The sequence below is a fragment of the Serratia sp. CY31944 genome (genome assembly GCF_052169175.1).
Taxonomy (GTDB): Bacteria; Pseudomonadota; Gammaproteobacteria; order Enterobacterales; family Enterobacteriaceae; genus Serratia; species Serratia sarumanii.
This window is the reverse complement of record NZ_JBJNLG010000026.1, coordinates 55,802-77,519: the sequence shown is the minus strand read 5'-3', so window position 1 is coordinate 77,519 and position 21,718 is coordinate 55,802. Positions and strand designations below refer to the sequence as shown.

The 21,718-nt window shown below is 55.4% G+C and carries 15 protein-coding genes; 11 read left to right on the top strand and 4 right to left on the bottom strand.

The genetic code is table 11. The features are described from left to right. Positions 1-6 precede the first annotated feature (6 nt). Together ACJ8IN_RS22510 and ACJ8IN_RS22505 are read left to right on the top strand one after the other, a co-directional pair. Positions 7-636, top strand: coding sequence for an N-carbamoylsarcosine amidohydrolase (locus ACJ8IN_RS22510; protein ID WP_308325701.1), 630 nt, complete (start codon positions 7-9; stop codon positions 634-636). Positions 637-778: 142 nt separating this feature from the next. Continuing rightward, the gene (locus ACJ8IN_RS22505; RefSeq protein WP_060427797.1) at positions 779-2,089 is read left to right on the top strand and encodes an MFS transporter; all 1,311 of its coding nucleotides are present in this window, start codon (positions 779-781) and stop codon (positions 2,087-2,089) included. A 71-nt stretch (positions 2,090-2,160) separates the two neighbouring features. On the opposite strand, the gene dcp is transcribed toward ACJ8IN_RS22505, so the two are convergent. Further along, a complete protein-coding gene (gene dcp, locus ACJ8IN_RS22500; protein ID WP_060430152.1) occupies positions 2,161-4,362 on the bottom strand; it encodes a peptidyl-dipeptidase Dcp in 2,202 nt (733 codons plus the stop codon). A 316-nt stretch (positions 4,363-4,678) separates the two neighbouring features. Between dcp and ACJ8IN_RS22495 the strand changes: the two genes are divergently transcribed. The 9 genes from ACJ8IN_RS22495 to ACJ8IN_RS22455 all read left to right on the top strand — a co-directional run bounded on the left by ACJ8IN_RS22495 (position 4,679) and on the right by ACJ8IN_RS22455 (position 16,311). Continuing rightward, positions 4,679-4,954 (top strand): hypothetical protein, encoded by a 276-nt coding sequence (locus ACJ8IN_RS22495; RefSeq protein WP_060420559.1) that lies wholly within the window; start codon positions 4,679-4,681, stop codon positions 4,952-4,954. After that, positions 4,951-5,238 carry an E492 group microcin gene (locus ACJ8IN_RS22490; protein ID WP_125460888.1) on the top strand — a complete coding sequence of 96 codons (288 nt, stop codon included), beginning with the start codon at positions 4,951-4,953 and terminating at the stop codon, positions 5,236-5,238. Before ACJ8IN_RS22495 ends, ACJ8IN_RS22490 begins: the two co-directional genes overlap by 4 nt. 81 nt (positions 5,239-5,319) lie before the next feature. Continuing rightward, complete coding sequence (locus tag ACJ8IN_RS22485) at positions 5,320-6,846, top strand: MchC protein (protein WP_128884729.1); 1,527 nt, start codon at positions 5,320-5,322, stop codon at positions 6,844-6,846. A gap of 18 nt (positions 6,847-6,864) precedes the next feature. Continuing rightward, complete coding sequence (locus ACJ8IN_RS22480; RefSeq protein ID WP_033634445.1) at positions 6,865-7,305, top strand: toxin-activating lysine-acyltransferase; 441 nt, start codon at positions 6,865-6,867, stop codon at positions 7,303-7,305. A gap of 27 nt (positions 7,306-7,332) precedes the next feature. Next, a complete protein-coding gene (locus ACJ8IN_RS22475; RefSeq protein ID WP_308325700.1) occupies positions 7,333-11,139 on the top strand; it encodes an AMP-binding protein in 3,807 nt (1,268 codons plus the stop codon). Then, positions 11,139-15,284 (top strand): non-ribosomal peptide synthetase, encoded by a 4,146-nt coding sequence (locus ACJ8IN_RS22470; protein ID WP_308325699.1) that lies wholly within the window; start codon positions 11,139-11,141, stop codon positions 15,282-15,284. The genes ACJ8IN_RS22475 and ACJ8IN_RS22470 overlap by 1 nt, the downstream gene beginning before the upstream one ends. A 244-nt stretch (positions 15,285-15,528) precedes the next feature. Continuing rightward, positions 15,529-15,789 (top strand): hypothetical protein, encoded by a 261-nt coding sequence (locus tag ACJ8IN_RS22465; protein WP_049196799.1) that lies wholly within the window; start codon positions 15,529-15,531, stop codon positions 15,787-15,789. A gap of 24 nt (positions 15,790-15,813) precedes the next feature. Further along, complete coding sequence (locus ACJ8IN_RS22460) at positions 15,814-15,981, top strand: hypothetical protein (RefSeq protein ID WP_154067229.1); 168 nt, start codon at positions 15,814-15,816, stop codon at positions 15,979-15,981. A 42-nt stretch (positions 15,982-16,023) separates the two neighbouring features. After that, positions 16,024-16,311 carry a hypothetical protein gene (locus ACJ8IN_RS22455; RefSeq protein ID WP_025302730.1) on the top strand — a complete coding sequence of 96 codons (288 nt, stop codon included), beginning with the start codon at positions 16,024-16,026 and terminating at the stop codon, positions 16,309-16,311. A 184-nt stretch (positions 16,312-16,495) separates the two neighbouring features. Here ACJ8IN_RS22455 and ACJ8IN_RS22450 read toward each other — a convergent pair whose 3' ends face one another. The 3 genes from ACJ8IN_RS22450 to guaD all read right to left on the bottom strand — a co-directional run bounded on the left by ACJ8IN_RS22450 (position 16,496) and on the right by guaD (position 21,636). Then, positions 16,496-18,595 carry a peptidase domain-containing ABC transporter gene (locus tag ACJ8IN_RS22450; protein ID WP_033638474.1) on the bottom strand — a complete coding sequence of 700 codons (2,100 nt, stop codon included), beginning with the start codon at positions 18,593-18,595 and terminating at the stop codon, positions 16,496-16,498. Beyond that, positions 18,588-19,874: an HlyD family secretion protein gene (locus ACJ8IN_RS22445; RefSeq protein ID WP_033648236.1), complete on the bottom strand. Its 1,287-nt coding sequence runs from the start codon at positions 19,872-19,874 to the stop codon at positions 18,588-18,590. The genes ACJ8IN_RS22450 and ACJ8IN_RS22445 overlap by 8 nt, the downstream gene beginning before the upstream one ends. Before the next feature lie 439 nt (positions 19,875-20,313). Then, entirely contained in the window at positions 20,314-21,636 is a 1,323-nt protein-coding gene (gene guaD / locus ACJ8IN_RS22440) for a guanine deaminase (RefSeq protein ID WP_033648235.1), read from the bottom strand. Positions 21,637-21,718 lie beyond the last annotated feature (82 nt).

The window sequence follows — 21,718 nt, the reverse complement described above, 5'->3', positions numbered from 1 at the left end:
GGCAGGATGAACGACACCCTCAGCGACAACTACCGCGGCGTCTGGGGCCAGCGCATCGGCTTCGGCCGGCGCCCGGCGCTGCTGGCGATCGACTTTATGCAGGCCTACACCACCGAAGGCGCGCCGCTGTTCGCGCCGGGCGTGGTGAGCGCGGTCGAGGAGAGCCGCGAGCTGCTGGCCTGCGCACGCCGCACGGGAATTCCTGTCATCCACACCCACATCCGCTATCATGCAGGCCATTTTTCCGATGGCGGCCTGTGGGTCAAAAAAGCGCCGGTGATGAAGGACATGGTGGCGGGCAACCCGCTGGCGGCGTTCTGCCCGCCGGTGGCGCCGCTGGCCGATGAGGTGGTGCTGAGCAAGCAATACGCCAGCGCCTTTTTCGGCACCGCGCTGGCGCCGCTGCTGGTGGCGCAAGGGATCGACACGCTGCTGATGATCGGCTGCTCCACCAGCGGCTGCATCCGCGCCAGCGCGGTGGACGCGGTGCAGCACGGCTTTCGCGCCATGGTGGTGCGCGAGTGCGTCGGCGATCGTCACCCCGGCCCGCACGAAGCCAACCTGTTCGATATCGACAGCAAATACGGCGACGTGGTGCACAAACGGGAGGCGCTCGACTACCTGAACCGGTTATGAGTCAAGGATTCACCTGCAACGACAATAACGAAGGCGCAAACAGCGCCTCACGCGACCGCCCGAAACAGGGCGGCGCCCCTGCAACGCAAACACAACAGGCGCCTCCTGCGGAGGCCAATACGCACCACCTGGAGACAACATCATGGCCATTGTCGACACCCCGCTGGCGGGGAAAGCGGACGCAGAATCGCTGCTGCTGTACCGCAAAATCACCTGGAAACTGATCCCGTTTCTTTGCCTGTGTTACCTGGCGGCCTACCTCGATCGCATCAACGTCGGGCTGGCCAAGCTGCAGATGGCCGACGCGCTGCAGCTGAGCGAAGCGGCCTTCGGCCTCGGCGCCGGGCTGTTCTTCGTCGGCTATATTCTGTTCGAAGTGCCGAGCAACCTGATCCTGCAGCGCGTCGGCGCCAAGATGTGGATCGCCCGCATCATGATCACCTGGGGGCTGTTGTCCACCGCCACCATGTTCGTCACCACGCCGACCCAGTTCTACGTCATTCGTTTCCTGCTCGGCGTGGCGGAGGCCGGTTTCCTGCCCGGCGTGCTCTTTTACCTGACGCTGTGGTTCCCGACCTATCGCCGCGGCCGCATCATCGCGCTGTTCATGATCGGCCTGCCGCTGTCCAGCGTGATCGGCGGGCCGCTGTCCGGCTGGATCATGGGCCATTTCGACATGCTTCACGGGCTGCACGGCTGGCAATGGCTGTTTCTACTGGAGGGCATTCCCAGCGTGCTGTTGGGCGTGCTGACCTTTTGGCTGTTGCCTAACACCTACCAGCAGGCCAAGTGGCTGACGCCCGAGGAGAAACAGCGCATCGCCGACGATCTGGCGCGCGACGACGCCGAGGCCGATCACGGCAAGCACAGCTTCCGCGACGGCTTCTTCAACCTGAAAGTCTGGATGCTTGGCGGCATCGACTTCGCCATTCTGCTCAGCGCCTACGCCATGGGCTTTTGGATGCCGACCTTCATCAAAACCGCCGGCGTCACCGACATCACCACCATCGGTTACCTGACGGCGATCCCCAGCGTCGCCGCCCTGCTCGGCATGTTGCTGATCGGCAGCAGTTCCGACCGGCTGCGCGAACGGCGCTGGCATATCATCGTGCCGTTTATCGTCGGCGCGCTGGCAATGGCCGGCAGCACCTTCTTCACCCACAATGTGCTGGCCACGGTGCTGCTGTTCTCCATCGCCCAGGCGGCGATCATCGGTGCGGTGCCGGTATTCTTCAGCCTGCCGGCCACCTTCCTGCGCGGCACGGCGGCGGCGACCGGCTTCGCGCTGGCCTGTTCGCTGGCCAACATCGCCGGGCTGGTGAGCAATTCGCTGATGGGGCTGGCGCTGGATCTGACCGGCAAAAGCGGCGGCGCGCTCTGGGCCTTCGCCGGCTGCCTGCTGCTCAGCTCGCTGCTGGTGGTGGCTCTGCCGGCCAAGGTGGTGAACCGCTGAATGTCGACCAAGCCAAAAAGACCAAGGGCGCATAACGCGCCCTTTTGTTTGCTTACCGGGAATGGCCGAACTTACTCGTCCTTCAGCCCGCGGTTGATCAGCATCGGTTCGATGCTCGGCTCTTTGCCGCGCCAGTCGATGTACAGCTTCTCCAGATCCTGGCTGTTGCCGCGCGACAGGATCATGTCGCGGAAGCGCTGGCCGTTTTCGGCGGTCAGGCCGCCGTGTTCGGTAAACCACTGGAAGGCGTCGTCCGCCAGCATTTCCGTCCACAGATAGGCATAGTAGCCCGCGGCATAGCCGTTACCCCAGATGTGCTGGAAGTAGCTGGAGCGGTAGCGCGGCGGCACGTAGCTGAGATCGACCTTGTCTTTTTGCAGCGACTCGGCCTCGAACTTGTCCACGTCCTGCTGCGGCTGATCGGCGGTCAGCATGTGCCAGTGCATGTCCAGCAGCGCGGCGGACAGCAGCTCGGTCATGCTGTAGCCCTTGTTGAACTTGTCGGCCTTCTTGATCTTGTCGACCAGTTCCTGCGGCATCGCCTCGCCGGTCTGGTAGTGCTTGGCGAAGTGGCTGAACACTTTCGGATCGCTGACCCAGTGCTCGTTGAACTGCGACGGGAACTCGACGAAGTCGCGCGCGGTGTTGGTGCCCGACAGGCTCGGGTATTCCTGATCGGCGAACATGCCGTGCAGCGCATGGCCGAACTCGTGGAACATGGTGATTACGTCGTCATACGACAGCAGCGCCGGCTGGCCCGGCGCCGGTTTGGTGAAGTTGGCGACGTTGTAAATCACCGGCTTGGTGCCGTTGAGCTTCGACTGATCGACGAAGTTGCTCATCCAGGCGCCGCCGCCCTTGTTGTCGCGCTTGAAGTAGTCGGTGTAGAACAGCGCCAGCGACTTGCCGTCCTTGTCGAACACTTCGTACACCTTGACGTCCGGCTGATAGACCGGAATGTCCTTGCGCTCCTTGAAACTGATGCCGTACAGCAGGTTGGCGGCGTAGAACACACCGTTGTTCAGCACGTTGTTCAGCTCGAAGTAAGGCTTGATCTGCGACTCGTCCAGATCGTACTTGGCCTTGCGCACCTGTTCGGCATAGAACTGCCAGTCCCAGGCCTGCACCTTGAAGTCGCCTTTCTGCTGGTCGATCACCGCCTGAATGTCTTTGGCTTCACGCTCGGCGCGCGCGGTGGCCGCCGGCACGATGTTGCGCATAAAGCTCAGCGCGGCATCCGGCGTCTTGGCCATCTGGTTTTGCAGTTTCCAGGCGGCGTAGTTCGGGTAGCCCAGCAGCCTGGCCTGCTCGGCGCGCACCTTGGCCAGACGGGAAATGGTCTGGCGGGTATCGTTGCCGTCGCCCTTCTCCGCACGCGTCCAGGAGGCGTCGAACAGCGCCTGGCGGGTGTCGCGATCTTTCAGGCTCTGCAGCAACGGCTGTTGCGTGGTGTTTTGCAGCACCAGCAGCCACTGTTTCTCCAGCTTGCGTTCGGCGGCCGCCTGAGCCGCCGCAGCCAGCTCGCCTTCCGACAGGCCGTCCAGCTTCGCCTGGTCGGTTATCGCCAGCGCACCGTTTTTGCTCGCCGCCAGCAGCTTGTTGGTGAACTGGGTGCTCAGCGTCGCCGCTTCCTGGTTCAGCGCCTTCAGCTTGGCCTTATCGGCGTCCGACAGGTTGGCGCCCGCCAGCTCGAAGTTCTTGTAGGTCACTTCCACCAGCCGGCGCGACTCCGGATCCAGCTTCAGCGCATCGCGATCCTGATAGATGGCCTTGATGCGCGCGAACAGCTTGCCGTTGAGCATGATGTCGTCGTTCAGCGCCGCCAGCTTCGGCGAGGTTTCTTCATCCAGCTTTTGCAGCGCGTCGCTGGTGTTGGCCGAGGTCATGGCGCCGAACACGTTCATCACCCGCGTCAGCAACGAACCAGCCTGCTCCAGCGCCACCAAGGTATTTTTGAAGTTGGGCTTGGCCGGGTTGTTGGCGATCTTCTCCACCTCTTCCCGCTTTTGCTTGATGCCCGCTGCGATCGCCGGCGCGTAGTCGCTCTCCTTGATCAGGTTGAACGGCGGCGCCTGGAACGGCAGACGGCTTTGATAGAAGAACGGATTTTGAGTCTTTTGCTTGTCGTGCTGATTGGCTTCACCGGTCACGTTAGCCTCCTTCGCCTGGCCGCTGGGCAGTGCGCTATGGTCGGCGTGAGGTTGGGTTTCTGCTGCCTGTGCCTGCGAGCCCAGCGCCATGCCGATCGCCAGCACCAATGTGGATAAACGCATCAAATCGAAACTCCTCCATGTTCACGGAATAAGGTCTCGGGGTATCGCTCCCTCTGAGTCACCTCCTAGCTTAGGTGCAGTTGGCAGTTTGAGCAAAAACAAGTGATTAGAAGTTAGCCGCCTCGCCGGCCGCTGCCAGAAGCTCCAGTGACATCTTTGTTTTTTATCATCAATATATAGTCACATAATGTAATTAGTTTATAGGAAATTAATTCAATGCCATTGATAAATAAAGAAGAATCATAAAATACCCTGTTGACTTATCAGGTTACTCAATGTAACTTGATGTAAATTTTGATTAATGGAGCTAATCAAATTGCAGCTTATAACGGAAATAGTTCTTATTGTCATTTTCATCCTCATTATCAGTGCAACTTATAAAAACGCGAAGAAAAAAGGCTTGCGCACGTACCATATCGTCATGCTGTTCTTGATATTCCCCCTTGCCGTATTTTTAGACTACTGCCTGCAGCGCCAAGCGATCCTTTTGGATACGGCCGCCCTTAAAATCACGGCAATGTATGGTTTGTCGATGGCAGTTATTTTTTCGCTTGTGTTATCTATTACCTCTCGCAAGAAGGAGCTTAAATGAGAGCCTTAACGGAAGTTGAGTTGTCATGTATTAACGGTTCTGACGGCAATGATTCTTATAATCCGACTTCACTTATTGTCGGCAGCCTGAGCACAATAGCGAAATTGCCCACCCCTGTATCATTAGCCGTAGGCGTGGGCACGGAAATCGCTATTCAGGCCGCACCGCACATGCCGGTTAACGTTGCTATTCCACAGGTTCCCATGGGCCCAACATGGAATGGCAGTGGCGGTGGTCGCCCTTCACCGTCGTCGTCACTTTCAACACCGGATTCTTCAAATTAAAAAACGTGGGCCTTATTATCCCTTGAACAACAAGGCCGATATTTAACTTGCCCTGCGCCCATAAAAATAACGATTAAAAAAATGAAAAACCTCGCCATGCTTCACGAAAGCTTGATTCCTTTTGTCGCAAAAAAGACAGGTTCTCAATTACTCTGGCACAACGAATTAAGCCCTGCCGAGCAGGACGAACTGAAAAATGAGGCCAGCTATCTCATCGAAGAAAATAATCGTCATGCTATTTTTGATGACGGCACGCCGCTCTTAAACGATGAAAAAGTCTTTTTCGCCGAACGTTATGGCGGCGGGGCTATTTCGCGCAACGGCGGTGGCGCACGCTGTGGCTTTGATGGGCGATGGCAGGTTAAAGGCATCGGAGCCAATGCGTTAGTCGGTCAAGGGGCAAAGCATGTCGATGGCGAGTTGACAATGACCGGCGCAGTATTGGAGGCATTGTGGGGAAACGTCATGGCCAAACTGCTGCCTTACGGCGCCGTGCCCAATAAGGCGATCTTGCTGACCGACAACCCCATCGCCACCCTCTCTCCTGCATCGGCGGGAGATGTCCATAACCGTAAGGCGTTGCTGGTGCGCGAACCTGTCGTGCGCCCTGCACATTTTTGCCGCGCACCCTACTATCATCCTCATGATGCGATGCAAAGGCAGCCTTCGGATATTGAGCGGACCGAAAAACTCATTGTCGCCGCACCGTCCTTTCTGCCTCGTCCCTCTGAGTTTGATGCTGTGCGCTGGTTGGCATTGCCGCAGGAAGAACGAGCATTCTACGGGCTCTGCGAGCTTGCCCGGCGCCTTGCGACGCAGATAGCTTACTGCCGTACCCGCCATTTGGTGATGATGACCTCACCCTCCAATTGCGATATGGCCGGCAGGCTGCTGGACTTTCATGGTGTTCGCAGCGTTTTTCCCGCAGAACGTCGAGATCCCGGCCGCAGCTACATTCAGCACAACAAACTCAACGAAGACGCCCCTTTGTTGCTGAGAGGCATGCAAGATCTCGCTTTTTATTTAGCCAAGCATCAATTTGGCCCGGCATTTCTCGCGGCAGCGCACCAAGGCATCGGCGCGGCCTTTAGTATGGCCTACAAGCGAGCCTGCCTGCTGGATAATCTCGGTATGGCGGGTTTTGCCCCTGCATTTTTACAACGCCTGCCTCTCACCGCCGAATGGTTCGCCTTAGGCGAACGCTTGCAAAAAATGTTCGATTTGGCTCCCGGCGTCTTTAGCCGTCGACAAGGTCTGGGCCAGGGGAATGCTCATCCGGCGATTGCCCTGTTGCATCGGCTCATCGACTCGCCCGTAAGGGTTTCCGCCGAACAACAGGGTACGACAGCGGAGGAGAAATTTTCTCTGGCATTCCAGCGGTTATACGCGAAGTACCTTCAGGAAACATCAGCGGATCAAACCGCCGCCGGATTACAACAGGCGATGAAGCAGACCGTCACCCGAAGGTTGGGCTCCCGCGCGTTCATGCGCCGTGAAGTGATTTTTCAAGAAATTGCCGGCTGGCGCGGTGAAGTCAGCGAGATCAGCGAACAGTTGCAAACCTATCTGGATCGTTTCGAGCGCCAGGCGATCAATGTATTACAATAATAACGCTGAGGATATTTCGTGAGTTTTATCAAAGAAAACCAGCAGGGTAAAAGTAAGTTCAGTCAATACGAGAGCCTGGGCTTCGCCGTTAACTGTATGCTGATGAATAAAAATTACAGTTTGTACCATATAAAAACGTTGCAGCTATGGACTCAGGAAGCGATTAATCAAAACCAATTCAAAATATTATTCGACCATTTGGATAATCCGTTAGGATATATAACCTGGGCCTACCTGAGAGATGAGACGCTGGGTCGATTTATTAACGATCCGCAGTTTCTTCTCCATACCTCAGAATGGGATGAGGGCGGCACGCTGTGTATTTTAGATTTTTGCTGCAAGCCAGGCAGCGCGCATTTATGTTTGGAACACCTTAAAACAGTTCACCCAATCGCAGAACGTCGCACGGTTGTATGGCGTTCCCGCCGAACGGGCAAACTGATGACGGTAAAAAAATAAAGAAAAATAAACATCAGGGATGAGCCGATGAGCAAGCATCAACTATTGGATTCACAGGCGGGATTTTACTACGGCACCAAGATCGGCGATGACAAATCGAGCTATAATATCGCGGAATATGTCGAAATAAATCACACTCTCGATATCGCAAGAATGAAACGTGCCATTCATCGCGTCATCAGCCAAACGCCGACGCTGCACGTTCTGTTTGATGAAGATAACGGTACGCCTTATCAATATCCCGTCACCGCCAACATCTCAGTGGAATGGGTAGATCTTTCGCAGCGCGCCAACAATATGGCCACCGCTATCGAATTAATGGAAGCGGATACCAAGCGCCCGTTCTCGTTGAACGCTGCGCCGTTATTCAGACAAAAAATCATTAGACTGGGTGAGCAACGCTTTCTATGGTATTTCTGCAGCCACCATCTGCTGCTTGATGGTTACGGCACTTATTTGCTGATCCACCAAGTGGCACAGGCCTACCGAGGCCAAACGCAGCAACCGCAAGACGTACCTGCGATCGATGCCTTGCTCAGGGCTGAATCTGAGTATAAACAGTCAGCCGCCTATCAAGCGGACCGACATTTTTGGCAAGCAGCCAGCGCCTCACTGCCAGACCCGATGACATTAGCCTGCGCCAATATTCCCTCGGGACAAACGATCCGCCATGTGACGTCGTTGCCCTATCCTGCCGAGCGCCTTGCGCTGCAAACCGGGCACCCTTCTTGGCTGGCGCGCACTTTCGTGGCAGTGATGGCATATTTGTACTTGTGTACCGGCGAGAAACAGCAAACGATCGGCGTCCCAATGATGGCGCGAACAGACTCCCTGACGAGGCAGGCGCTGACTTGCAAAACCAACGTTGTTCCTTTGACGCTCGATATTGAGGACACGGCCTCATGCCGACAGTTGGCGCAAACCATTGAACGCGTGCTCAGGCTACTCAAAAAACATCAAGCGTTCCGTTACGAAGAGATAAAAAGTCTGAGGAGCGTCACCAGCCGCTCGCCGCTGTTCAACATCGTGGTCAATATCATTCCCTTTGAAGCGGCAGCCTCATTTTCTTCCGCGCAGCGCAGCGAAATCCGTAATTTACGCTCAGGAGGCGCGCAGGATCTGGTCTTCAACATGCGTCCCGATCTCGATAACCAAACGCTTCGGCTGGAGATCGATGCCGACTCAGGGCTTTACGATGCGGCCAGCCTGGTGCGGCACAGCCAGGGGATACAGACCTTGTGCGCCTTGCTGTATCACGACCCGGAAAATCTTTCCGTCGCGGCATTGCGACAACGTTTCCCGCTCTCGCTGCAGGGTAAAGCAGCCAACGAGAACGTGGTCGATATAATGCAACGTATCGATCGTGCCGTCGTTCAAGCGCCGCAACGCACGGCGATCCTCACGCCCGCACACGCTTCGCTGTCGCTAAGAGCGCTGTCTTATGCCGTTTTGCAGCAACAGTGGCGTGCGCTGGCCGATACCCTGGCCCCCGCCCGTGCTGCATACACCGTGCTGTTGCTCGACTTGCCGCAAGGGCCGGAAGCCATCATCTGCATGCTTGCTGCGCTGCAGTTGAAAATGCCGTTCGTCAACCTGAATGCCAAAGGGGATGGAGCGGCTCATCGGCAGCTGCTTGAACAGTTTAGCGACGCTATCCTGATTACCGATCGCACACTTCCCTCCTTTCATTCCGAACCTGACGCATTGGCGCATTGGCGCGCATCGACACTCGATATGCCGGCGGATTTCGCGCACTTCACCGTGTTTCGCCGGCAAACAGCGGCAGAGGCGCCGCCATTCCCGGCCGGAACCGGCTATATCATGTTTACCTCCGGCTCGACGGGAATGCCTAAAGGCGTGATAGGCGCCCGACATGCTCTCAACGTTTTTGTCGATGCGGCGATAAAATGCTATGACATTCAACCGCATGAACGCGTGTTGCAATTTGCGCCCTTGCATTTCGATGCGTGCATTGAAGAAATTTTCATGACGCTGGGTGCCGGCGCCCACCTGTGTATCGCCCCTGAGGCCGTCAAGCACAGTTTTGCCGCTTTCTTCACATTCTGCGCCGATCATCAAATCAGCCTGTTGGATCTGCCGACCGCCTACTTTAATGAGATGCTGTTCGCCTCCGGCGGCGAACAGACGCTGCCGCCGGTCGTCACGACCGTTATCATCGGCGGCGAAAGCCTTTCACCGCGAGCCAAAGAAAGCTGGTTCGCGCACTATCCCAAAGGCAGAAAGCTATTCAACTCCTACGGCCCAACCGAGACAACCGTGGTGGCGACGGTCGCCGAAATCAAAAACGATGGCGCCGCCGTGACGATAGGCGCACCGTTGGACGGTATATACACGGCGATCGTCGGCGAGGATCTCAGGCTGTTGCCGCTCGGCTGCAGCGGCGAATTACTGATAGCCGGAGCGACCGTCAGCCTGGGATATTTGCATCAGCCAACGCTGAGCGCGGAAAAGTTCGTCACCCTTGAGGTTAACGGCCATCCCATGCCCGCCTTTCGTACCGGCGATATCGCCTGCCAGCGCCAGGATGGGCAGCTGGTGTTCCTTGGCCGCAAAATTCGTGAAGCGAAAATCGCCGGGCAGCGCGTCAATATGGGTGAGATAGAAAGCTGTCTGGCCCGGTTGCCCGCAATTGTCGAAATTGCCGTGCTGGCCAAAAGCGGCGACGCGGGAACGGAACTGTACGCGCATTATCACAGCCGGCAGCCGCTCAGCGAGGCAATGCGCCGCACGCTGTATGGCGAACTGCCCAATGCACATATTCCTCAGCGCTTCGTGCATCACCCAACGCCGCTGGCCAAACTGGCTAACGGCAAGATTGATTATCGCACCCTGGAAAGACAATCCCGGCTGCCTGAACCCACACGGGAATTGCGTTCGACGACATTCAACACCCTGGTGAATGAGGTTTGGCTGGCGACGCTGGGCAGTGACGATGGCGACTTCTTCACGCTCGGCGGCGAGTCGCTGCAGGCCATAAAAATCATTAACGCGCTTAACGCCCACTGTAGGTTGGATCTGAACCTGAGCGACATTTTTGAACATCCGAGACTCGCCGATTTTTGCCGACACCTAACGCAGCTGGCCCATGCACGCTATGGCCTGGATCCGCAGCATCTTGACATCCGTTGCGCTATCGGCCGCCGCCTATCAACCGAGGTGCCGGCCAGCAGCCGGCTGTTTATTCAATCTCCCGAAGGCGCAGATGAACGACTTTTGTTGGCCGCCCTCGCCGACAAACACGGTGTGGACATTCTGTCACCGCAGGCGCTGCCGTTGCATGCTGAATGGCCGCTGAACGCGGCCATATTCAACGTACCGAACGAAGCCACGCAATATGCCAGCTGGCTTGATGCGCTTTCGGCCCTGCTGCTCGTCCTGCCCGGCCGAGTTAACTACATGATCTTTATGCATGATACAGCCGGCGGCGCCAGACTCACGCAAAGCCTGCTGCGCGATTTTCGGCATGAGCGGCTGCTGTTGCTGCATAAAACCGATTCGCGCCGCCAAGCCGTCGACGCCGGCGTTACTGAGTTGATAGCCTTTTCCGCGCGGCTTGGCTATTTCCCGCACATCCGGTTCGATACGGCCAATGAGCGATTGAACGGCTGCGTACTGAGGATCTTCGGCTTCGATGATGGCGAGAATATCGATCATCGCGCCGCCTTCACAATGGCACAGCGGAGAAACCCGGGAGTGCAGTTGTGTAGCTTGTCGCATTGGCTGAATTTGATTTCCGCCCACAGCGACAAACGCCCGAATAAAAGCGGTCGAACAGGGAAAGCTATCGACGTCAACATGGAAGGAGTGCACTGATGAGCGTCATCGGCCTGATCAATCTGATGGAAATGGCGAAACAGGGAGCAACATTCGGCGAGCTGTCGCCTCGACGCCAAACCATTGAGCATGTCGACGCCGCCGCCCTCAGTGCGGTGCAGGAAGACATCACCGCATTTTTATCTGTCTGTACGCCAGATAATGCAGTGCGAGACACCGGGGAGAAGCCTTGTTACACCGTCAATCACTACGCGGGGCAATACCTGTGGCTGTATGAAAACTTCACCAAGAACAGCCCGCTGTATAACATTCCGATCGCCAAAGAGATCCTGGGGCCCTTTGAACCCACGCGTTTGCTCGCCGCGCTGAAAAAACTACTCAAGCGGCACGGTGCGCTTTGCGGCCGCTATCGGCTAGACGGGGAAGCCATCACCGTTGACATCGTGCATCCTGATGAAACCATTTTCGAACACAGTCTCGAGGACATCAGCGGGCAGAATAGTGAGGAGCAGCAAAAAAGTATGCTGGCGGCGCTTAACGCCCAGTGCACGATTCCGTTTGATCTCGGTGCCGAGTATCCCCTGCGCTGCCGGATCTTGAGAAAGAGCGCGCAGCACCACTATCTGTTCTTGACTTTTCACCATTGCGTGGTCGACGGCTGGACGGCCAATTTGCTGGTGGATGAACTGAGCCGTGGCTATCACGCGCACGAAGAGCATTGCCATTATGACAACGGCCAGGCGTTTTTCCGCTACCTTGAAGACCCTTTCCTCGCCGTCGCCAATGTCGATGACAGCATGGCGTTTTGGCGCGATGAACTGGATGGTGCGCCGGAAAAACACGCGCTTGAATACGATATCGCCATCACCGCGGCAGGAAAAACACAGAATATCGTCAGAACATCGCTGACGAACGAACTGCAGTCGGCTCTGGCCCAGTTAGCCAAACATAACGGTACGACGCTGTTTACGCTGTTGCACTCCGCCTTCGCGTTACTGATTGCCAGAGAATCTGCGACGGATCGCGTGGTCATCGGTAGCCCGATCGCCAACAGGAACGAGCCAACGTTAAACGATGCCGTGGGCAGCTTCGTCAACACGATCGCTCACCAATTTATCATCACTGGCGACGACAGTTTCACCGCGCTGCTGCAAAAGAACGCGAATAAATTTGCGCGCGCTTTCAAACATCAGGGTTTGCCATTCTCTTACCTGGTTGAACAACTCAAGCCCACGCGCGGCAAGTTTCACCCCATTTTTCAAATCATGTTCGTCTGCCAACATCGCAAAAGCAATGAGCTAAATGTTGGCGGTGCGCAGGTTAACACCCTGCCGAGAGGCTATGCGCCGCCCAAGTTTGATCTGGTTCTGGAAGTGATTTCCAGCGCAGAGGGCATTCAGTTGGAATGGCAATACAACGCCAAGCTGTTTACGCCGGAGCGCATTGATGGATTGGCGCAAGCTTACGCATTGCTGCTGCAGCAAATTGCCTGCGATCCCTCGCGGGCCGTCGGCCACTATTCGCTGGCGTCAATGGCCGATAACCGGCAATTGCGTCAGCTCTCCATCGGACAGGCAATGCCGGCATTCTTGCGGCAACCTCTTTCCGATCGGCTGTTACGCACTGCCCACCAGCATGCGGATCGCCCGGCGTTGTACGAGGGCGATAGCGTATGGCATTACGATCGACTGTTGCGGCACGCCGGCCTCGTGGCGCATTGGCTGATCGCCCATACCGCCCCAGGCGCGCTCATCGCCATCGATCTTCCACGCGGCGCTCATCAAGCTATTGCGGCGCTCGGCGTGATCCTCGCCGGACGCGCCTACTTGCCGTTGGCCGAAGGATTGCCGGATGCCCGCGCAGCGGCCATTATGCGGATATCAGGTTGCGCCTTGGTTTTGAGCAACCAGGCTCACCATCGCGCCCGCTATCCGCAGACTACCCGCATTCAAGATCTGGAGGCGCTGTTTTCCCCTCATGTCACAGACACAGCGACCTTCCCGCCAGGCGAAGCGGAAGCGCTCGCCTATGTCATTTATACGTCGGGGACGACCGGCACGCCAAAAGGTGTGGCTATGGAACAGGGTGCCGTCACCAATACCTTGCTGACCATGAACCGACAGTTTAACGTTTCTCATCATGACAACGTATTGGCGCTCGCCGATCTGGCCTTCGATTTATCGGTCTATGACCTGTTCGGCAGCTGGCTAGCCGGCGCATCGGTAACGGTGCTATCGCCGCATGAAGCGAAAGAGCCGTCAGCATGGCTAAATGCGATACGCCAGCGGCAAATCAGCATCTGGAACTCGGTTCCCGCCATCTTGCAAATGCTGGTGCAATATTGCGCACAAGAAAACATCCTGTCGCTGCCTCAACTGCGGCATATTTGGCTGAGCGGCGATCGCATCTCTTCGCGGCTGATCGCCGAGGCACATCGGCTTTGCCCCAACGCCACCATCACCAGCCTTGGCGGTGCAACCGAAGGGGCAATATGGTCAATTTATCATCCGGTTACACGAGATACGCACTACAGAAACGCCATCCCCTATGGAACCGCATTGCCAAATCAGAGCATGTGGGTGTTGGATGAAAAACTCGAGCCGTGCGGTTTCGGCGTTACCGGCGACATTTATATCGGTGGCGTTGGGGTCGCCCGCGAGTATTGGCGCGATAGCCAAACCACCGCCGGCAGCTTTGTGCTTTTCCCAACCACCGGAGAACGCGTGTACCGCACCGGCGATCGCGGCCGTTGGCATCGCAGCGGTTACATCGAGTTTCTCGGCCGCGAAGACCAACAGGTGAAACTGCAGGGTTTTCGCGTCGAATTGGGTGACGTCGAATTCGCGCTCAAAAGCAGCGAGCTGGTCGCTGAAGCGTGTGTCGTCTGTCGCGATGAAACCGGGAACGGCACACCGCATCTGGAGGCTTACATCACATTGACCGAGGCGGGGAAAACCTGCATTCAAGCAGAGCAAAGAATACGCGAGCTGGTTACGGCCGCATTGCCCACGTATATGGCGCCATCCCGCTATCATCTCATTGAACGTTTCCCGCTTTCACGCAACGGCAAATTGGATCGCACCTTGCTATCGCCAGGCACCGAACGGAGTCAGGCCAGCGATGTTGCACCCGCGGCGTCCGCGGAACTCATGCTGCTACGAGAGCTGTTGGCGAATACGTTAGGCTGTACCCCAGACAAGATCGACCCCCATGCCAGCTTCTTCAGCAATGGCGGCAGCTCGCTTTCCGGCATCACGTTTTTGGGCAACATCAAGCGCGCCCTTAATGTGGAATTAACCCTGGCGGAAATCCTTGGCTACTCACAGCTCGATAAACTTGCCGAGCGTCTGCGCGCGAATGCGCCCCTGCAGTTATCGATGCTGTCCGGCTCAGCCGATCGCCCCTCTCTGCCCACCTTGTATTTGGTGCATGGCGCCGGCGGCCAGGTACATCAATATGCAAAGTGGACAAAACAGCTTTGCGCCTGCGCCAACATCATTACCATCGCCAGCCCGGGGTTGGCCGCGCCAGGCGCAGACGACACACTCACCCTGCAGCGATTGGCCGCCTCCCACTTGGCGGCCATACCGCGTGCCAAACGCGACACGGCCGTTATCGCCGGCTGGTCATTGGGTGGCCAATTAGCTGTCCATATGGCGGCGCTGGCCACGGAACAAGGCGCGCCCTTTGCGCATGCGGTGGTTGTCGACAGCGGTTTGCCCGCCCAGCAGCCCGCAGTGAAGCGACGTTTCAGCGTGGCCCAAAGTTACCTCAGTCTGTTCGACTCCCTCGGTATTGCGCGCCATTTGTGTCGGCGTCAAGAAACGAATGCGATAGACAGCTTCGCCAACGAGATAAAAATGCACTATGCGCTGAATCAAAGCGTGCTTGCGGAGAAGATCACGCTGGAACATGCCGAAACCTTCTGTTGGGCGCTGAAAAAATCGTTCGAACTAACGAGTAACGCCGGCCCCCTGCCGCAGATAGCGATACCGCTAACGCTTTGGCTCAGCCAGCAACGTCAGCGTAAACACCCCCATCTTGCACAACGCTGGGAGATGCAATCCTCGCATGGCGTTCAACTCAGTTATTGTGCAGAAACGCATTACAGCATTTTAAACAACGCTCAACTTCTTCGAGCGCTGACGCAATTGCTGCACGCGTTGTCAACATCATTGGAATAACGCGAGAAGATACCCCCTATCAATCAAACCTATCGAGGCACTGATGAAATTACCAAGCAGTTGGATTTTTTTGTTCTGCTTTTACTACACATTTATGGATATTTTTTATTCTTTATTTTTTTCCGAAGACAGGAGGTTTACCAGCACAATCATTCAATCCTTTATCTTTTCAACCTTGCTAGTGGCATTTTTCTGGTATCGGAAAACTGCAAAAACCAAAAACCAATAATATAAGGAAGTCATTATGAGAGAGCTTACACTTAATGAAGTGAACTTTATCGCGGCAGCTGGGGATTTCAGCTATGCAGAGTTGGGCGGTGCAGTCGCTGCCGGCGCGGTTGGTGGAGCGATGACCGGCGCCATGGCTGGCGGCGTCGGTGCTGGCCCAGGCGCTGTTGCCGGTGCCGTTATCGGTGGTGCCGCCTATACCGCTGGCAAAATGGTGGAATCCATGTTGGGTGGCAATAAACAAACATCGACGAACAATCCTGCCGACAGTAACTAATGCAGGAAGATTCGTATCCATCATATGAAAAGATTATTCATTATATTGTTCGCCATTTTAATCGGGCTTGTTGTTGGCGCGATTGCGGATTATTTCAGCCTCAATCGTTTCTTGAAATACGCCCTTATCGCCTTTGCCGTTATCGCCACGCATAAATTGCTCAATAGCGATCGCGGGCGACGCTCAGCATGATCAACGTGGCTTATTTTAAAATTTAATTACTAAGGAGCAAGTATGCGCAATCTTACCTCTGAAGAATGTTCAATCATTTCCGGTGCAGGAGATCGCAGCGGTACATTGACGGTTTCCGCAGAAACTGTCGGCGCAGCGATCGGCGGCGGCATCGGCTCTATCGGTGGCGTGGCGGGCGGCGTTGTCGGCACTATTGTCGGCGGTGCTGTCGGTAACTATGTCACCGGCGATCGTGCCCCCGGCTCAGTTGGCCCATCAGGCATTCCCTGGGGCGGGAGCAACGGCGGCGGTACCATGTGGGGGAACAACAACAATACCGATTCGAACTGATCGGGGGCCTGCAAGCCTCGCGGTTGACCTCAGCGGTTAACATTGGCTTCAGCGCCTAAAGCGTCACATCATGCCAGGGTTATCATTGTGATAACCCTTTTTTCATGGGTTCACCGCAGGATGAGTGCGCGGTTGACGTAGCGAAAATATCGGGGTGAAGAGGCCAGGTAAAGCGAAGCTGACATTACCCGAGTCGAATGACTCTATCCGCAGAGGCAATCGTCGACGGACGGTGCGCAATAATCACGCGGGTAATGTTCAGTTGTGAAATAGCGCGGTTAATATGTGTTTCATTATCTAGATCCAGGTGGCTAGTCGCTTCGTCCATAAACAGAATGCTGGGGCGACGATAGAGCGCACGGGCTATCAATAAGCGCTGTTTCTGCCCGCCAGAAAGGCTCCCCCCCAGTTCGCCGATCAATGTTTCATAGCCCATCGGCATGTTTTGAATATCATCATGCATATTGCAACGTCGTGCGCACGCCTCAATACGCTTCAGATCCATTTCGGCATCAAATCCTGAAATATTTTCAGCGATAGATCCCGCCAGCAGCTTGTCATCCTGCAACACGCAAGCGATACATTGGCGATAATTATTAACGCCAATGTTGCTGATATCCATACCGTCGACCAGCACGGCCCCTTCATCCGGCGACAGCAACCCACACATTAACTTCATCAACGTGGTTTTACCCGCGCCGGAGGGACCGACAATCGCCACGCTTTCTCCCGCTGCAATGCTGAGATTCAAATCCGCGATAATGGGTTTCGCCAAGCGATCATACTGGTAGCGCAGATTCCGCACCTGAAGCTCCGCGGCTTTGCCTTTTGTGAAGAGCTGGCGCGCAGGCATTTGCGATTCCGGTGACGAAAGCACAATGTCCGCCACCCTTTCATTATGCAAACTCAGCATTCGCAGCTGAAGCATCATGTCGATCAGGCTGCTGGCACGCTCCGAAAACTGCCCGCGGTAGGCGTTAAACGCGATAAACATGCCGATCGTCATTTGATTGTCTATGACCAATGCCGCGCCTAGCCAAAGGATGATCACCTGATCGCAGGTGGCGATAAACGCCCCTAGGCCGCCAAACATCATGTTTAATTTGGTCAGCTTGATACCGGCATTGATCGTTTCTACGTTTAGATTCAGCCAATACTGCGAACGGGTTTCAGATAACCCCAGCGCCTTTAACGTACTGACGCTATACAACGTTTCCATGAAATGAGACCCGGCTCGTGCCCCTTTCACCAACTGCTCTTCCGACAGCTGCCGATAATATTGATAGGTCGACAACCTGAGAATAACGTATATCGCCGTAAAGCCGAGCACCACCCAAACCAACCAGCCGCCATAGAGCAGCATCATGATAAATACGCCTACGGACATGATGCCATCAATAATACTGCTGACGATGCTGGTAGTGAAAGTCGCTCTTATCGTATCCAATGAGCCGAAACGGGATTGAATATCACCCAACTTGCGCTTCTCAAAGAAGGAAAGCGGCAATTTCATCAGATGATCGAACACTCCCGCCTTCCATTGCACGTCTATCAACGCGCCCATGACGATAGAGATCCACGAGCGCAACATGGATACGCCGGTACGGAATAAAATAAAAAACAGCAATCCTATGCATATCAGCGCTAAAAGATCATGATCGCCGGCCAGAATCACATGGTCCATGACCAACTGCGTACCGACGGGCAACAGCAGATTAACCGTTTCAATCACGATCGACAGACAGAAGATCTTTAGCAAGGCCCCCTTGAGGCCGCGCACATTGCTCATCAGCTTGCGAAAACGCAATCTGCTTTGCTGTTTGATCGGCTGAAATTCACTGTCTGGCCACAGCTCAAGCGCTACGCCGGTAAAATGCCGCGACAGTTCATGCAACCCCAGCACTTTACGGCCAAAGGCAGGATCATGGATCACCGCCCGCCCTCGGCTGACACTGACAAGCACCACGAAATGCTTCATGTCCCAATGCAGAATACAAGGCATTTTCAATGCCTTAAGTTCATCGATATTCAGCGATAACGCTCTGGATTGCAGTTTCAGTGCGCTCGCGATGTCAATCAGCGCGGACAGCGTCGCCCCGCGTGAAGAAAAGCCGTAGCGGCTGCGCAGATTAAACAGATCGATTTGCAAGCCATGGTAATGGCATACCATCGCCAGACTGGCCAGCCCACATTCCGAGGCTTCAGTTTGCAGGATCTGCGGCACTTTGCGGCGCAGCGACAAGTTGAGTTTGCCCTTTAGCGTGTCGAAATAAGATTCAGTCATTGATTGGCCCCATCAGGCTGTTTTTCATATCGTAGAAAGGCGAGAACATCCATTGATATAAAGGCCTTTTTTCCAGAAACAGCGTGGATTGAGCCCGCATGCCGTTAGTGAGCTGCAACGCCTTGCCCTGGTAACTGATATGCGTTTCATCCAGGGAAACGGTGACCTTGTAATAAGATGCCGTTTGCGCATTGGGCTGATGCACGGGAGAACTGCTGTAAGTTGACATTTCTTGCATGGAGGCCGGCACATAAGCGATGCTTTCTATCCTGCCGGGAAACTGGCCAAACTTCTCATAGGGGAAAGCATCATAACGAATGTTGATGGCGTCCCCCGCTGAAACATAAGGCACACTGGCGTTCGGCAACCATAAAACTAGCTGATAAATCGCGCCATTACGTGGAATAATCTGTACCAGACTGTCACCGCTATTGACCATCTGACCCGGGGTAACGCTGAGAGATTCAATGCGGCCATCGCTCGGGGCGTTCACGATCAATGCGCCGCTGGCATCGGCTTCCGCTAACTGCCGTTGCAAATCATTACGCTGAAACTGGTACTGTGAAATTTGATTATCGAAATCTGCCGCGCGCGTAACGATGTCGCTTTCCAAATTCGTAATTTGCAACGATTCCTGAATGTGTTGGCTATGCAGGTTTTGGAACAGACTTTGTTGTTGATAAAACGAATAGGTTTGTCCGCTAAGCTGGTCTTTGGTAATCAGACCGCGCTGCTGATATTCCTTATAGGAACGCATGTTGTCCTGAGCAAATGCCACCCCTTCTCGTGCGTTATCCAACAGCTGTTTGGACTGCATGTGCGCCAATTCATACTGTTTTTTTTGCGCGCGTAGATTTTCCAGCGTCATGCGCTTGTTGTCTTGCAACTTAAGGATGATGCTGTCAACGTGTTTTAACTGGTTTTCCAGCGCCAGGCGCGTATTGGCGCTCACTTTCCCGTTATCCGTCACCCGGCTGACATCAATCTGATAAAGACGCTGGCCTTTTTTAACCACGTCGCCCACTTCGACGAAGCGTTCCGAGATAAAACCCTGCTGGGGTGCAAACACATTGACTGAGCGGGGGAAGGTGGTGATTTCACCATAAACATTAATGCGGCGCGTATAATGACTGAATATAAGAAAAGAGAGGAAAACAAGAATAAATAAAAACGATAAAAGACCAAAGCACCAGGCGGGCAAGCCGTTTATCAATAAGGCCTTACCCGCCCATTTCGCCCGCTGATGATCCGTGGCTTCCTGTCGAAACAAATCACGCATGAAATCCCTTTCCAGAAATAAAGCTCAAGCCAATCCTGGCTCGTAAAATGCGGAAGTACACCGAAAAAACAGCAACAGTGATTAAAACAAGCCTGTTGCTTTTTAAGCAGCGATATCGTAAAGATAATTATTCTCATTATAATATAGAGCCCCCCGAAGAAATGCAATGCTTTTTACGCACTTATCCAGCAACATGGCTATATATCACTAGGTATATTCATAAAAAACCAATAAAGAGTCTCCTAACCAAATAATCGTATTCAGACTACATCTCGGCATGTCCAATAAATAATCATGCGCCGCCCTTCCATTGTCTGTTTTTCATCCACAACGTGTGCAGCAATAACGCTATCAAGGCTTTCACTTCCTTATGTTAAAATTGTCGCCACGCGGTGTCGGCGTATTCCAATATGCCTTTGCGCCAACACCGCGAATGAAATCAGTCTGACACCGCCGCCTGATAAACCACCTTGCCGTCCACATAGGTGCGATAAATATTGCGATCGTCCCCCAGCGTCATCAGCACGAAGCCTTGTTCCGCCGGCGTGGCGCTGTTGGCATAGCGTAACTGCTGCAGCGGCGTCACCGCCGGATCGAGCACCACGAAATCCGCCTCTTTGCCGACGTCGAAGTTGCCGATTTTGTCGTCCAGCGACAGCGCGCGGGCGCCGCCCAGGGTGGCGTGATAGAACGCTTCTACGGCGGAGAGCCGGTAATGCTGCAGCTGGCCGACCTTGTACGCCTCGCCCAGCGTGCGCAGCATATTGAAGGAGGTGCCTGCCCCCACGTCGGTACCGATGCCGAGCTTAACCCGCTTGCGCCAGGCCTGCTGCAGGTCGAACAGCCCGCTGCCGAGGAACAGGTTGGAGGTGGGGCAAAAGGCGATCGCCGAACGGGTCTCGCACAGGCAGTCCCACTCCTGCTCCTCCAGGTGCAGGCAGTGGGCGAACACGCTTTTGCCGCCGGTCATGCCGTAGCGATGGTAAACGTCCAGATAGCTTTGGCTTTGCGGGAACAGCGATTTTACCCAGGCCACTTCCTGCGGATTCTCGCTCAGGTGCGTCTGCAGCCACACGTCGGGGAATTCTTCGCGCAGCCGCTGCACCTGCGCCAGCAGCGCCGGGGTGCTGGTTGGCGCAAAGCGCGGCGTAATGGCGTAACCGAGGCGGCCTTTGCCGTGCCAGCGTTCAATCAACTCGCGCGTGTCGCGGTAACTCTGCTCCGGCGTTTCCAGCAGCGCCTGCGGCGCATGGCGATCCATCATCACTTTACCGGCGATCAGGCGCATGTTCAGCGTTTGCGCCTGGCTGAACAGCGCATCGACCGACTGCGGATGCACGCTGCCGAACACCAGCGCGGTGGTAGTGCCGTTGCTCAGCAACTCCCGCAGAAAGAAGGCCGACATCGCGTCGGCGTGCCGCTCGCAGCCATAGCGGCTTTCGGTCGGGAAGGTGTAATTATTTAACCAGTCCAGCAGTTGGTCGCCATAGGCGCCAATCATTTCGGTTTGCGGATAGTGGATATGGGTGTCGATAAAGCCCGGTACGATCGGTTTGTCGCGATACTCCGTGACCGCGAAACCCGGCGGCAGCAGCGCCTCGCCCTGCTGCCAGCTGCCGAACCAGGCGATGACGCCCCCGTTCAGCAGCAACAAACCGTCGGGAATGTGCCGCAGGCGTTCGTCAAGCTGTTGCGGTTCCTCCACGCAGGCCGCGATATCAAAAAAATTGCCACGAATAGCCGTGGTGAATTGCAGTGCCATTATTTTCTTCCTTGTGACGACCGGCCAATCTCACCCGCATAATAACCTGCGCCGATGAAACAATGCCTTCTGTTGCCCAAAC